We start from the raw sequence: 14,607 nt of genomic DNA, 5'->3' as shown, positions 1-14,607 counted from the left end.
CTCAGCGAAACATGACTTCAACAGAGCTGCTGTTGATCCCGATCCCTGACGCCGAAGTCGTCTGGCCATTGTGAAGACGCGAGATGGACCCAACCGCAGTCCCGGGAATGCTGAAAAAACTGAAAAGATCGGTCGAAATCCCCTCGAAAATCTGGGTCTGCCATACGAAGGCCTCCCCGACGGCAGCGCAAACCAGACTGCCGGCGAAAGGATCGGCACCCGATGTGATATTCCCCTCATACAGCGAGCACATCGCACCCGAGGTCACAGCGGCTTCGAAAGTGGCGCCTGTCAATCTTCGAAAGTCCTCAAAACGAGCGAGCACGCGCCCACCGACGGTATCGCCCTGGAGCAAGCCACCCAACTGGTTGCAGGTCTCGGCATTGGTCAGGTCGATGGTGAAGGTGCCCACGCATTCGTCAGGCACCTGCAGCCCCTTGCGGCCGTTGGGGGGCACGTTCAGATCAGCCGTACCGCGAACGGATTTCGGCACCACGAATGTGACTGAAGACGGCGATGGGTTGGCGATTCCGGCGCGAAAATCGGTTGTGATCGTGCCACGCAAACGAGTCGGTCTGGCCTCGGCGGCGGTCACACTCGCGAAGGCGAGCACGAGGGTGAAAAAGGAGATTATTTTCTTCATGGTGATACTCCGTGAGCCTGATCGCACCAGCTGGGGTGCATGCGCGGATCGGTGAAAAAAGTCGTGTTGCGGTGTTTGCTCAACGGAACTCGGACCAAACTTTGCCCTCAACGCCATCTGTCATCGCAAACTCTATCGGGAATTTTCCGAGGCGCCAGAAATATTGAAAAAAATAACAGGGAGGCTTTCCTCCCGTTTCATGTGGCGGCCAGCAGCCGTCCGCGTGCTTCGAGAAGACGGCCTGGATAGTCACTGATGATCCCGTCGCAGCCCATTCGGGCCAGCGCCTGAATCCGTTCCGGATCGTTCTCCGTCCAGGTGAACACCCGCAGGCCTCGGCCATGCGCCTCGGCCACCAGCGCGGGCGTCACATGTCCCGCATAGGGGTGCAGACTCACAGCACCCAGCTGGGCTGCTGCATCGAAAGCCAACGTATAATCCTCATGATGCCAAAGCACCCCGATCCGGGCTTCCGGGGCGACTTCGCGGAGCTCGATCAAAGCTTCGGGATTGAATGAAGAAAAAATGACCCGCGACCAGACGTCTCGATCGCGCACGGCAGCCGCAGCCGCCAAAGCGAGGCGTCGGGAATCCTCCCGGGTCCCGCGGCTTTTCAGCTCGAGATTCAGTTCGGCGGTGGGCAGAACCTGATCCAGAGTCTCCTCGAGAGTGGGCACTTTTTCCCCCGCAAAGGCTGCGTCCTTCCAGGCACCGGCATCGAGAGCGCGCAAATCGTCGAGAGTCTGATCCGCGATCGCCCCGGAGCCGCTCGTGGTGCGGTCCGCGGTATAGTCGTGGATGATGACGACATGGCCGTCGGCCGTCAGCTGCAGATCGCATTCGATCATATCCGCTGCGGCCTCCAACGCGCGCGCGAAAGCGGCATGGGTATTTTCCGGACGTTCGGCCGCGGCGCCTCGGTGGCCCACACGCACAAAGTCCGCCGGTTGGATGGCAAAGGCACTCATGCCCCGCCCTCTACCACCGTGTGGCCCAGCCCGCCAAGACCGGCCGCCCCCCGAACCTCTTTGCGTGTTCGCCGAGACTCGCTAGGCTCTAGCCCTCAATGGCTTCCTCCGGAAAAAAAGATCCTGACCTTTGGACACACGCTCGGATCCCGGCCCCGGAAGAGGCCGAGGACGCGATCGCGGCCCTATGCCTGGAACTCGGTGCCCCCGGGGTCCAGACCGGGGCCAGAGACTTTCGACGCGCAGCCAAAGGCAGCCGGAGAGCACCGAGAATCCGGATCGAAGCCTGGTTCCCTCCGGCCGTCTCTCGCGACAAGCTCGAGAAGGCTCTGCAAAACGGACTCGCTCGAATCCGCGCTTCGTTTCCGGGGCTGAACCCCAAAAGCCTCCGCGTCGCGGATTTCACCGTCGGCGACTACGGCGCCTCATGGCGCGAGAATTTCCCCCCGCTCAAGATCGGCAAGACCTTTTTGATCAGCCCGTCCTGGCACAAGCTGCCACCATCGCGGCGCCATACCGTGGTGATTGACCCCGGGCAGGCCTTCGGGACGGGCCATCATTCGACCACGCGCGGCTGCTTGCTGGCGCTGGAGGAGGAATTTGCGCGCACCGAGGTCTGCCGCGGACTCGACGTCGGAACCGGATCGGGCGTTCTCGCGATCGCCATGCGCAAACTGGGCGCGACTCGCGTGGTCGCCATCGATAATGATCCGCTCTCTCTGGCCGCGACCGAAGATGCGGTGGAGGTCAACGAGTGTGCGCCGCTGCGCGTCGGCGCCAACCTCAGTGCGGCCCGAGGCGAATTCGATATCGTCATCGCCAACCTCTACTCGCGCCTGCTTGTCCGTATGGCAGCCAGCCTCGCCAATCGCGTCAAACCCGGCGGCAGCCTGATCGTCTCGGGCCTTCTCGAAAAACAGGAGGCCGAGGTCAAAAAAGCTCTTCAGGCACAGGGACTTCGCGTGCGCGAGCGCCGATCGCTGGCGACATGGGTCACGCTCACCCTGCGCCGACCGAAACCGCGCGCCAGCCGGAACCCGACATGAGCGCCCGACTCTTTGCCGAACGCGACGCCGAAGACAGGCATGCGGCGCGGCTGAGCCCGGCCAGCACCCGGCACCTGCGCTCACTGCGCCTCGAGACAGGCGATATGCTCGAAGCCGTTCTCGGACCGGGCGACCTCTGGCGCGCCATGATCACCAGCAGCGAGGCCGGAGGTGCCAAGCTCTCCCTGGAGGAGAAACTACCCGCGCCTCCCGAGGACCCGATCGCTCCCATCTGGCTCCTGGTCGCCATCGCCGACCTCGGCCGCAGTGAAACGCTGGTGGAAAAAGTCACCGAATTGGGCGCGACCGATATCTTGTTTTTCCGCGCCGCCCGCAGCCAGGCGCGCGAGATCTCGGACTCTCGCCTGCAACGCCTGCGGCGAATTGCCCTCGCCGCCTGCGAGCAATGTCGGCGGACATGGCCGCCCCGCCTGGCTCAGGCAAACAGCCTCGAAGCCGCACTCCAATCACTACCCGACGACGTGCAAGCGATCGCATTCGACCCGACGGCAGACGAGAACCTCGCTCCCCGTTCCGAGAGCATCGCCTTTTTGATCGGCCCCGAGGGAGGTTTTGATGCGGCCGAGTTGTCCTGGCTCGAACAGCAAAAGATCCCCCGCTGCTCGCTGGGGCCCCGCACCCTTCGATTCGAAACCGCCGCGATCGCGGCTCTTGCCGCCCTCCGAAAGTAACCCGGGTTCCTCGAATCACCCGTTTCCCGCGCCCCCGCCGTGAATCGATGCTGTCTTCACAGCTCCGGGGGAAATGGTATGGAGGGAACCATGAGTAGCGACGCGACAGCAGATCTTCTGAACAAAGACGACGCCCCGGCCCACCTCACGGGCAACTTTGCCCCCGTGATGGAGGAATGCACCTCATTTGACCTGCCAGTCGAGGGGCAGATTCCGACGAGCCTCCGCGGCAGCTATGTGCGCAACGGCCCCAACCCACAGAGCGGAACCTCGAAGCATTGGTTCACGGGCGACGGCATGCTGCATGGCATCCAGCTCGAGGGCGGCCGGGCCAGCGCCTTCCGCAACCGATGGGTACGCACCAGGACCTTCGCGGACCCGGAGACCTCTTTTATCGGAGAAGACTTTGCCGTCGACCGCTCCATCGCGGTGGCCAACACAAATATCGTGCAACACGCCGGGCGCATGCTTGCTCTGGTCGAGACCAGTTTCCCTACCGAGGTGACGTCCGAACTCGAGACGGTCGGCACCCACGATTTTGCCGGCAAACTGCAATCCGGCATGACAGCTCACCCCAAGTTCTGCCCCAAAACCGGCGAAATGCATTTCTTCGGCTATGGATTCCTCCCGCCCCTGCTCTCCTACCACCGGGTCGACGCCAAGGGCGTGCTGGTACAGACCGAAGAGATCGACGTGACCGGCCCGACCATGGTTCACGATTTCGCGATCACCGAGCACTACGTCGTCTTCATGGACCTGCCTGTCGTCTTCGATTTCGAACAAGCGATGGGTGTCACGGAAAATGAAAGCGGATTTCCCTACCATTGGAGTGACGACTACCCGGCTCGACTGGGCGTCATGCCGCGCAGCCAACCCGGCGCACCGGTGCGCTGGTTCGCCATCGAGCCTTGTTACTCATTCCACCCCTTCAATGCATTCGAACGGGACGGCGAGATCATCCTTGACCTCTGTCGCTACCCCGAACTTTGGCGAGAATCCTCGAGCGTCTTCCAGATCCCGTCCCCGCACCGGTTTGTCATCAATCTAAAGGCAGGCAGCGTTTCGGAAACGCCACTCGCGGCGGGGTTTGCTGAATTCCCGCGGATCGACGATCGACTCACGGGCCTACCCAATCGCTTCGGTTACGCGGCCCGTTCCAATGCTCTGCCGACCGACGAGCATACCCCGCCTGCGATCCTCAAATACGATCTTGAAAAAGGCACCGAGGAGGAATGGAACGCCCCGGACGGATGTGTTCCGGGCGAAGCCGTCTTCGTGCCCGACAGCGAGACCGCCGGCGAAGACGAAGGCTGGCTGCTGTTCTACGCCTACGACGAGAACCGCGACACCTCCGACCTGATCATCCTGAACGCTCAGGAACCTGCCAAGGGACCCGTGGCGCGGGTCACCCTGCCGCAAAGGGTGCCGTTCGGTTTTCACGGCAATTGGTTCCCCGAGCAAGCGTAGGAAACCTTCGAAAGCCTGGATCGCGGGGGACCTGTCCCGGTCTGCGGGTCGGACGGACTCGTGCCGAAAATCAACGCACTCGCGCGGCTGATCCCGATGATCCCGCAGCGCATCCTGAAGCTCGCGCAGGGCATCCCCATGCTCCCGCCGGGCCCGCTTGCAGTCCGATCGAGGGCGGGCGAAGGTAGGGTCGTGAGCAGACGAGAGCATAACCCCGCGAGGGATTTCTGATGGCCCGGTCTCTCAGGATTGCCTACTTGATGGACCCCCTTGGCGGGATCGATATCGACAAGGACACCACCTTTGCCTTTCTGCTCGAATCAGAGTCACGTGGGCATCGCAATTTCGTGATGGGTCCGGCTGATCTCGCGATCCGGAGGGGCATCCCGGAAGCACGCGTCCAGGAAGTTCAAGTTCAGCGCGTTGCCGGGGACCACTACAGCCTCGCGGCACCTACCCGCGAAACTCTCGAAAGCTTTGATGTGGTCATGCTTCGCAAGGATCCGCCTTTCGATATGAGTTTCTTTTTCGACACCCATGTCGCCTCGTTGATCGACGCGAAAAAAACTCTGGTGCTCAACCGCCCGTCCGGCCTGCGCGATGCCAACGAAAAACTCTATGCCTTGCGCTTCCCGGAGATTACCCCGGAAAGTCTGGTTACCGGCGACGCCGATCTGCTCAAGGAATTCCTGCACGAACTCGGCGGCGAGATGATCATCAAGCCGCTCGATGGCTGCGGTGGGGCCGGAATTTTCCACCTGCAGGAACAGGACCGGAACCTCAATGCCATCCTTGAGACGGCGACCGACGAGGGGCGGACCCGAGTGATGGCACAGCGCTACCTGCCCGAAGTCCGCGAAGGAGATAAACGGATTATCGTGATCGATGGAGAGCCTCTTGGCGCTGTTCTGCGGGTTCCCAATGACGGCGACCACCGGTCGAATTTCCATGTCGGCGGCAGCGCGGTTCGTAGCGACCTCACCGATCGAGACCGGGAGATCTGCGCGCGTATGGCAGACGACCTTCGGCGCGACGGGCTGATTTTCGTCGGACTGGACGTAATCGGGGGCTATTTGACCGAGGTCAACGTGACCAGCCCCACCGGGATTCAGGAAATCGACCAGCTCTGCGGGACCAATCTGGCTGCCAATATGATCGATTGGATCGAAGAACACACCGGGTAAATTGACCTTCGAGAGGGCGTGGGTTAATCGCAGAAGCGACGCACGGCGGGCCAGGTAGCTCAGTTGGTAGAGCAGCGGACTGAAAATCCGCGTGTCGGCGGTTCAATTCCGTCCCTGGCCATTTTCACCGCCCCACCGAGACTGGTCCACAACCATGACCATCAGCGAAGCAAAACGGATGGACGACACCATTCTGGAGGCTTTCCAGCGCCTGATGCCGCAACTCTCGGTAAACCACCCTCCCCCGGAAGCGTCCGACCTCGCCGCGCTGATCGATTCGCCTTCGCGCCTGCTTCTCGCCCGAGACAGGGCCGACCAGATTGTCGGAACAGCCACGCTGAGCGTTTTTCGAATTCCCTCGGGACTCCGCTGCCGCATTGAGGATGTCATCGTCGACAAGAGCGCACGCGGCGCGGGCGTAGGCGCCGAACTGACAAAGGCCGCGCTGATTCTGGCCCGAGAATTGGGCGCTCCCGGCGTCGACCTGACGTCCAATCCCCAGCGCGAAGCAGCCAATCGGCTGTACCTGCGACTCGGCTTTCAACCCCGCAAGACCAATCTTTATCGCTACGATTTCTAGGAAGCCCACAGGTTTTCCACAGATCCCGGCCCAAACGAGGCCCCGCCCGCCGGGCCGACCGATCCGACACCGCTTGCGCCCGTCTGGGCCCGCAGTCAAACCGCTCAGCAGCAGGAAACGCTGTCCCGCGAACCCCATGGTCGCTCGATATCTCTGAAGTTTTCCACACGGCAAACCGGCCGGTCCAAGAAAAAAACTTGACTCAGTGCGTTACTAAACGTATGTTTCAAACATGCGTTTGAACCACAGGAGTCTCCCATGAGCGCCACGGGTACACGGCAAATGCAGGTCGATACCCGGGAGCGGCTGCTCGATGCAGCCGAGAATCTCTTCGCTCGGGAAGGCTTGTCGCGCCCAAGCGTTCGCCAGATCACGTCCGAAGCCGGCGTGAACGTCGCGGCTGTCAACTATCACTTCGGCTCCCGCGAAGGGCTGGTCGAGGCCGTTTTCGAGCGCCATGCAACCGCCGTCAATGCCGAACGAGTCGAGAAGCTTGACGCGATCCTGCGTGACGCCGGCAGCAAACGCCCCTCGCTTTCAGCGATCTTGGAGGCATATCTCGAGGTCCGCCTGCGCCATCGCAAGGAGCGCGATCCAGGAGGCCCTGGTCTGAAACAGCTCTTCGGCCATCTGCTGGCCGAGCCGCCCGAGGTGGTCGAGCCCTTGATGCAAAAACACTTTCAACCAACCACCAACAGGTTCCTCGACGCGCTGGCGCAGGCGTTACCCGAACTGCCTGGCCACGAACTCGAGTTTCGTTTCCAGCTCGTCATGGCCAGTCTGGCCACGACGGCCACCGCAGCGCCAAAAACACTGAATGCCCCCACATCGGGACAACACAAAAAGATGGACACAGAAACCATGAACGACAAACAAACCATTCAAAAACTTGTAACGTTCCTCGCGGCAGGCCTGCGGGCCCCCTCGGCGGTGCAGTGATGAAACGATTTCCGCTGAAACTCGTTTTGCCGCTCGCAATCGTCCTGACCAGCGGCGTGGTTGCCGTCTTTCTGGTGACGGCCGGAGCGCGGGTCCAGACCCGCCCTGCGGAAGACTTCGCCCGACTCGTCCGTGCCACTGCTGTCCAACCCCAACCCCGTCGGCTCGCTGTGCGGGCGCAAGGCAGTGTCGAGCCTCGCACCCAGACCGATCTGGTTGCGGAAACGGCGGGCCGCATCCTCGAGGTCTCGCCTTCGTTTGCCGCAGGCGGATTCTTCAATCAGGGAGATTTGCTGATCCGACTGGACGCGACCGACCAGGAAATTGCTGTCCGCCGGGCCGAAGCCAATTACACAGCGGCGCAAAGCCGCCTGTCTCTGGCCGAGAAAATGTTCTCTCGCAGCGAGGCATTGCGCGAAAGCGGCGCACTTAGCGATCGCGAATTCGACGACGCGACCAATAGTGTCGCTCTTGCCAAGGCTGCATTTATCGAGTCAGATGCTTCGCGCAGTCAGGCCATGTCGGACCTGGCCCGCACCGAGATCCGGGCGCCTTATGAAGGTCGGATCCGGACGGCCAAAGCCGACGTCGGCCAGTTTGTGAGCCGCGGCACTCCGCTGGGCCGCATCTATGCGACCGACTATGCCGAGGTGCCCTTGCCGATCCCCGATACCGATCTGGCCTTTCTCGATCTCGATCTCGGCGATAGCGGCGGGCCTCCGGTAGAACTGCGTTCCGGGTTCGCCGGGCAGGACCATGTCTGGACAGGGAAAATTGTACGCACCGAGGGCGAGATTGACCCCCGGACTCGAATGGTCACGGTCATCGCCCGCGTTGAGGATCCTTATGGGCGACGGACCGACCAGCCGATGGCTCCGCTCGCAGTCGGAATGTTTGTCGATGCAACCATCCAGGGACGCGTCATCCCCGAAGCCGTCGAGATCCCGCGCCGCGCCTTGCGTGACGGCGACCGCGTGCTCGTCATCAATGACGACCTCGAAATTCATTACCGCGACGTGGATGTCATCAAACGAACACGGGACGGCTTCCTGGTCGGCGGCGGCCTGGAGAACGGTGAACGCATTTGCATCTCGCCGATCGAGGCCGTCACCAACGGCATGAAGGTTCGGGTCGCTCCCCTCTCATGAAACGCGCAATCGCCTGGTTTGCGGAGAACTCGGTCGCGGCAAACCTCCTGATGGCCCTGATCGTGGTGGGCGGAGTCCTCGCCCTTCCCGTCGTGAAGCTCGAAATCTTCCCCGAGATGCGCGTGGATTCGGTCAGCATCTCGGTCCCTTATCCCGGGGCCTCGCCTGAAGAGGTCGAGCAGGCCATCTGCGTCCGCATCGAAGAGCGCATTCAGGGAGTCGATGGCGTCAAGGAGATCAACTGCACCGCTGTGGAAGGCATGGGTGCGGTTCTGGTCCACGTTGCGGACTGGGCCAACGTCGAGACAGCGCTGGATGATATCAAGGCGGAGATCGATTCGATCAACACCTTCCCCGCAGAGGCCGAGGTGCCGACCGTAAAACAGGCACAACTGCAGGGCAAGGTCGTGAGCCTGATGGTCTCGGGGAACGCGGACGAGAGAACCCTCCGAGCGCTTGGCGAAGAGATCCGCGACGAGATCGTCGCGCTCGAGAATGTCAGCATGGCGAGCCTTACCGGCGTACGCCCCTTCGAGATTTCCGTCGAAGTCTCGGAAAACGACCTCCGTCGCTTCGGGTTGCGGTTCGACGATATCGTCGATGCGATCCGCAAATCATCTCTCGATCTGCCGGCCGGATCGATCAAGACGCGCGACGGGGAAGTCGTACTCCGCACCCGCGGACAGGCATATTTGGGGAACGATTTCGAAGATATTGTCGTGGTTTCGCAATTGGACGGAACACGCGTGCTCCTCGGTGATATCGCCACCGTCGTCGACGGCTTTGCCGAGACCACCAAAAGTTCCAGGTTCGATGGGGACCCGGCGGTCATGATCAAGGTGATGCGCGCCGGCACGCAAGATGCGCTCTCGGTAGCCGATGCCGTCAAAACCTATGTTGCTGAAAAATCACCCCAAATGCCCGCCGGAACCTATCTGACCATCGGCGAGGACGAATCCGAGCACCTTCGCGCCCGACTCGACACCATGATCAGCAATGCACGCCTGGGCTTCCTTCTAGTGCTTTGCGTCCTGGCTCTTTTCCTGCGCTTGCGTCTGGCCTTCTGGGTCGGACTCGGAGTCCCGATTGCAATGCTGGGCGCGATCGCCTCGCTGCCGTGGTTCGGGGTCTCGATCAACCTCCTTTCGCTGACGGCCTTTATCGTCGTGCTGGGCATCCTCGTAGACGATGCGATTGTCGTGGGCGAAAACGTCCACACGCATCAGGAACGCGGCGGGGACCCGCTGCAGGCTGCCATCAGCGGCACTCAGGAAGTCGCCGTGCCAGTGACTTTCGGCATCCTGACGACCATCGCGGCCTTCTCGCCGCTGCTCTTCTTGCCGGGCTCATCGGGCGAAATGTCCAAAATGGTCCCGATCGTCGTGATCAGCTCCCTGGTTTTTTCGATGATCGAATCCAAGCTGATTCTCCCCGCCCACCTCGGACATGCACGCAGTCGAGCGGAGAAGAAACCCGGGAAAAAGTGGAAAGCTTGGGAGAATCTGCAAACAACCATCGCCGGCGGTCTGGAGAATTTCCTCGAGAATCGCTTCACGCCTTTTTTGGAGAAGGCTCTCGAGTGGCGCTACACGACTCTCGCAACTGGTGTGGCCATCCTCACCGTCACGCTGGGGCTGATGACCGGCGGTTGGGTACGTTTCGACTTCATGCCCTCGATCGAGGCCGACGCAGTGGTCGCCTCCATCACACTTCCGGAGGGAACGCCCGCGACAGTGACAGCGCGCGCCGTCCAGCAACTTGAGGACGCGGCGAGCCAACTGCGAGAAGAGATCGACAGCGAGAGAACCGAAAAACAGGGCAGCGCCTTCAAGCACGTCTTCACCTCGATCGGGTCACAGCCCAATACCGCGCGATCGGACAGCGACCGAGGACGCAGCAGTATCTCTTTGGGCTCGCCCAACAAGGGGGAGGTGCAGCTGGAACTGGTCCCATCAAAACAGCGGAGTCAGACGAGCCTGGAAGTCGGCAATCGCTGGCGTGAAATCACTGGCGAGATCCCGGACGTAGTCGCCCTCACTTACACCTCCTCGATGTTCTCGAGCGGCGCCCCGATCGAGGTGGAATTGCGCGGCAACGATGGCGATGCTCTGGCGGCCGGGGCCGAGATGCTCAAAGAAGAGCTCCGGCGCTTTCCCGGCATTTTCGATCTCTCGGATTCTCTACGGATCGGAAAACAGGAACTGAACTTGGACATCCTGCCGTCTGCCGAGGTGCTTGGTCTGTCCCGGGCGGACCTCGCGCGTCAGGTCCGACAGGCATTCTACGGCGATGAAGCCCAGCGAATCCAGCGCGGCCGCGATGATGTGCGCGTGATGGTGCGCTACCCTGAAGAGGAACGTCGCTCTATTGGGGACGTCGAATCCATGAGAATCCGACTCCCCGACGGCACCGCGGTGCCCTTGTCGGCCGTCGCTACGATCGAGTCCGGGCGTGGTTTCTCGACCATTCAAAGATCCGACCGCGAACGCACCGCCCACGTGACCGCCGACCTCGACACCGGCGTCAACAGCGCCACCAATATCGTGGCCGAGATTCGCGGCCGCATTCTGCCCATGATTCTCGATCAATACCCGTCCCTGAGCTACCGGCTTCAGGGTGAGCAGAAAGAACAAGCCGAATTTCTGACCTTTCTCGCGCGTGGCTTCGGCGTGGCCCTGCTGGTGATCTTCGGGCTTCTGGCGATTCCCTTGCGCTCGTATCTGCAACCGCTGATCATCATGTCCGCTATCCCCTTCGGGATGACCGGAGGCGTATTGGGTCATGTGATGATGAACGTCACCATGAGCATGTTCTCGGTGATCGGCCTGGTCGCGGTCGCGGGCGTTGTGGTCAACGACAGTCTGGTTCTGGTGGACTACATCAACCGGGAGCGCCTGCAGGGAACGCCGCTCTCGGTGGCAGTCCGCGAGGCGGGGCGAAAACGTTTCCGCCCGATTCTGCTGACTTCGCTCACGACCTTTGCCGGATTGTCACCGCTCCTGGCCGAAACCAGTGTCCAGGCGCAATTCCTGATACCGATGGCCATTTCGCTGGCGTTCGGAGTGCTTTTCGCCACACCCGTCACCCTGCTGCTGGTCCCCAGCCTGTATCTGGCGATGACCGACGTAAAACAGGCTACGAGCGAGTTGCCCTCGCGGCTATGGCGCCACGCGGACGAGGAAGCTCCGGCCAACCAGGAATAGTCCGCACAACGCGATCACCAATGCAGGAGGCGAGGTGGTCCTGCGCCGCGATCGCGAGCCCTTATTTGCGCCCGGCAACCTTGGCCCAGCTATCGCGCAAGCCAACGGTGCGCAGCCAGCCGATACCGGAGGCCTTCACAAAATACCCGTTGCGCTCGAACTGGACAGTTTGCCCCTCGGGGATTTCGGCCACCGAGGCTTCAAGTTGGCAGTCGGGCAGCACCTCCAGCGAATTCGCGTTGAGGTTCTCACGCCACTCACCTTGCTCGGGGGCCTCATCCGCAAAGAGTCGATCAAAAAGAGAGACCGGTGCGGCCACCGCATGATCGGCCGACACCCAGTGGATCGTCCCTTTAACCTTGCGGCCGTCCGGCGCGTCCCCACCACGGGTGGCCGGGTCGTAAGTGCACCGGACACGCACCACCGCGCCCGTATCCGGGTCGGTATCAAAGCCCGTACAGGTCACGAAATACGCCCACCGCAACCGCACCTCGCGTCCCGGCGTCAGGCGGAAGTATTTCCGCGGCGCCTCGGCCCGAAAATCATCCTGTTCGATCCACAAACGTCCCGAGAACGGAATCTGTCGGGTCCCGGCCGACGGATTCTCGGGGTTATTGACCGCCTCTAGATATTCCACCTGGCCTTCGGGCCAATTCTCGACCACCAACTCAATCGGGCGCAGCACCGCAAGCCGGCGTTCGGCTTGCCGGTTCAGATTCTCGCGCACGCACGCCTCGAGCATGCCCATATCCACCGTGCTGACGGCCTTGGCAACCCCGATCCGCTCGCAGAAGTCGCGCACGGCCGCGGCCGGATAGCCACGCCGTCGCATGCCGGACAACGTCGGCATGCGCGGGTCATCCCAACCGTCGACCACGCCGTCTTCGACCAGGACGCGCAATTTGCGCTTGCTCATCACGGTGTAGGCCAGATTCAGCCGGGCAAATTCGATCTGCCGCGGGATCGCCGGTGTGCTCACGTTGGCCACCACCCAATCATAAAGCGGCCGGTGGTCCTGGAATTCCAGAGAGCACAGGGAATGGGTGATCTCCTCGAACGCATCCTCGAGGGGATGGGCGAAATCATACATCGGATAGATGCACCAATCGTCCCCGGTGCGATGGTGGCTTGCCTTGCGGATGCGGTAGAGCGAGGGGTCACGCAGATTGAAATTCCCCGACGCCATATCGATCTTGGCGCGCAGGATGCAGGTGCCTTCCTCGAATTCACCGGCCCGCATGCGGGCAAAGAGGTCGAGGTTCTCCTCCGGCGTGCGGTCGCGATAGGGAGAGTTCACGCCAGGTTCGGTCATCGTCCCGCGATTGGCCCGGATCTCCTCGGCTGTCTGGTGGTCCACGTAGGCCAGACCTTTTTCGATCAACTCGCAGGCCGCCGCATAGAAGCGCTCGAAATAGTCGGAGGCGAAATAGAGGTTTTCGCCCCAATCGTAGCCCAGCCATTGCACATCGCGCTGGATGGCCTCTACGAATTCGGTGCCTTCCTTTTCGGGGTTGGTGTCATCAAACCGAAGATGGCAGACACCCGGCGGATGGTCTTCGGCCATGCCGAAATTGATCACGATCGCCTTGGCATGACCGATATGGAGGTAGCCGTTGGGCTCGGGCGGAAAACGGGTCACCACCCGAGCATGCTTGCCCGAGGCCAGATCCTCCTCGACGATCGTCCGGATAAAATTGCCGACCGTCTTTTCGTTCTCGCTCATCCGCGCTGCGCCTCCCGCGCCAGGGGTAGTGCCTCCACGGCCAGACCCCGAGTCTCGATCTTACGCGTACCGGATCGAGAAAGCCACGGGCCCCTCATGCGCCCCTTGAACCGACAGTCGAGCGGGTTCTCCTCCAGATCCCGAAAACTTTCGAGCTGCGAAAACCCCTGACCCTACGCCGCATCTTGCCATGCCCGGGAATTAAGCGTTAAGTTCACAGCCTATGGCTGACTCTGCATTGCTCAAAGAACGCGACGGACACCTTCTGATTCTCACCCTCAACCGGCCCGAGAAAAAGAATCCGTTCAACCCCGAAATTCTCTGCAAGCTCTGTGATGCTTACGACGAGATCGATGCCGACGATGATATTCGTTGCGCCATCCTGACCGGTGCGGGCGGAAACTTCTCGGCCGGCGCCGATCTGGACCAACTCGTCGGACGCATGATGAGCGGCGAGCCTGCCGAAAATGAATTCGAGCAACGTTGTCGCGACAACCCGGCGATCATGATGAGCGGCTTTCTGAAAGACCGCTATCCCACCAAGCCGCTGATCGCGGCCATCGAGGGTGCCTGCTACGCCGGGGGCACCGAGATCCTGCAGGGCATCGATATCCGGATCGCCGGCGAAAGTGCCAAAATCGCCATCTCGGAGGTCAAACGCGGCCTGTTCCCGATGGCCGGATCCACAGTCCGCCTGCGCCGCCAGATCAGCTTCACCCATGCGGCCGAATTGCTACTGGTCGGCGAGCCTCTAACGGCAGCCAAGGCACTCGAGATCGGCCTGATCGGCCACGTCGTGCCCGACGGCCAGGCTCTGGCCAAGGCGCGCGAGATCGCTGCCAAGATCTGCGAGAACGGCCCGCTGGCGGTCAAGAACATCAAACGCTCGATCATCGAGACCGAGTTCCTGCCCGAGGCCGAGGCCTACAAGCGCGAGATGGAACTCGGCATGGAAGTCATGTCGAGCAAGGATGCTCGCGAAGGTCCGCGGGCTTTCCTCGAAAAACGCAAGCC

General features: G+C 61.6%; 12 protein-coding genes and 1 tRNA gene. 10 read left to right on the top strand and 3 right to left on the bottom strand.

Features of this window, described 5'->3' with window-relative positions:
* Position 1: 1 nt before the first annotated feature.
* Positions 2-643 (bottom strand): hypothetical protein, encoded by a 642-nt coding sequence (locus P8K07_00705; protein ID MDG1957040.1) that lies wholly within the window; start codon positions 641-643, stop codon positions 2-4.
* A gap of 197 nt (positions 644-840) precedes the next feature.
* On the bottom strand, positions 841-1,611 hold the full coding sequence (locus tag P8K07_00700; protein MDG1957039.1) for a glycerophosphodiester phosphodiesterase family protein: 771 nt from the start codon (positions 1,609-1,611) through the stop codon (positions 841-843).
* Between the two features lie 98 nt (positions 1,612-1,709).
* On the opposite strand from P8K07_00700, the gene P8K07_00695 reads away from it, so the two are divergent.
* The 9 genes from P8K07_00695 (at position 1,710) to P8K07_00655 (ending at position 11,870) form a co-directional block, all read left to right on the top strand.
* Positions 1,710-2,657: a 50S ribosomal protein L11 methyltransferase gene (locus tag P8K07_00695; GenBank protein MDG1957038.1), complete on the top strand. Its 948-nt coding sequence runs from the start codon at positions 1,710-1,712 to the stop codon at positions 2,655-2,657.
* On the top strand, positions 2,654-3,349 hold the full coding sequence (locus P8K07_00690) for an RsmE family RNA methyltransferase (protein MDG1957037.1): 696 nt from the start codon (positions 2,654-2,656) through the stop codon (positions 3,347-3,349). Before P8K07_00695 ends, P8K07_00690 begins: the two co-directional genes overlap by 4 nt.
* Positions 3,350-3,439: 90 nt before the next feature.
* Positions 3,440-4,816, top strand: a complete 1,377-nt coding sequence (locus P8K07_00685; GenBank protein MDG1957036.1) for a carotenoid oxygenase family protein — start codon at positions 3,440-3,442, stop codon at positions 4,814-4,816.
* A gap of 230 nt (positions 4,817-5,046) precedes the next feature.
* Entirely contained in the window at positions 5,047-6,000 is a 954-nt protein-coding gene (gene gshB, locus P8K07_00680; GenBank protein MDG1957035.1) for a glutathione synthase, read from the top strand.
* Between the two features lie 48 nt (positions 6,001-6,048).
* Positions 6,049-6,121, top strand: a tRNA-Phe gene (locus P8K07_00675).
* Positions 6,122-6,178: 57 nt separating this feature from the next.
* Complete coding sequence (locus tag P8K07_00670; GenBank protein MDG1957034.1) at positions 6,179-6,580, top strand: GNAT family N-acetyltransferase; 402 nt, start codon at positions 6,179-6,181, stop codon at positions 6,578-6,580.
* A gap of 282 nt (positions 6,581-6,862) precedes the next feature.
* Entirely contained in the window at positions 6,863-7,519 is a 657-nt protein-coding gene (locus P8K07_00665; protein ID MDG1957033.1) for a TetR family transcriptional regulator, read from the top strand.
* Positions 7,519-8,667 carry an efflux RND transporter periplasmic adaptor subunit gene (locus tag P8K07_00660; protein ID MDG1957032.1) on the top strand — a complete coding sequence of 383 codons (1,149 nt, stop codon included), beginning with the start codon at positions 7,519-7,521 and terminating at the stop codon, positions 8,665-8,667. The genes P8K07_00665 and P8K07_00660 overlap by 1 nt, the downstream gene beginning before the upstream one ends.
* A complete protein-coding gene (locus P8K07_00655) occupies positions 8,664-11,870 on the top strand; it encodes an efflux RND transporter permease subunit (protein ID MDG1957031.1) in 3,207 nt (1,068 codons plus the stop codon). The genes P8K07_00660 and P8K07_00655 overlap by 4 nt, the downstream gene beginning before the upstream one ends.
* Positions 11,871-11,931: 61 nt before the next feature.
* Here the strand turns inward: P8K07_00655 and P8K07_00650 are convergent, their stop codons facing one another.
* Positions 11,932-13,593: a glutamine--tRNA ligase/YqeY domain fusion protein gene (locus tag P8K07_00650; protein MDG1957030.1), complete on the bottom strand. Its 1,662-nt coding sequence runs from the start codon at positions 13,591-13,593 to the stop codon at positions 11,932-11,934.
* Between the two features lie 223 nt (positions 13,594-13,816).
* On the opposite strand from P8K07_00650, the gene P8K07_00645 reads away from it, so the two are divergent.
* Positions 13,817-14,607: crotonase/enoyl-CoA hydratase family protein (locus P8K07_00645; protein ID MDG1957029.1), on the top strand; the 791-nt coding region annotated here is incomplete at its 3' end.

It is taken from the genome of Candidatus Binatia bacterium (genome assembly GCA_029248525.1).
GTDB lineage: Bacteria > Desulfobacterota > Binatia > UBA12015 > UBA12015 > UBA12015.
Note: the sequence above shows the minus strand (reverse complement) of the source record. Positions and strands in the feature narration are given on the sequence as shown.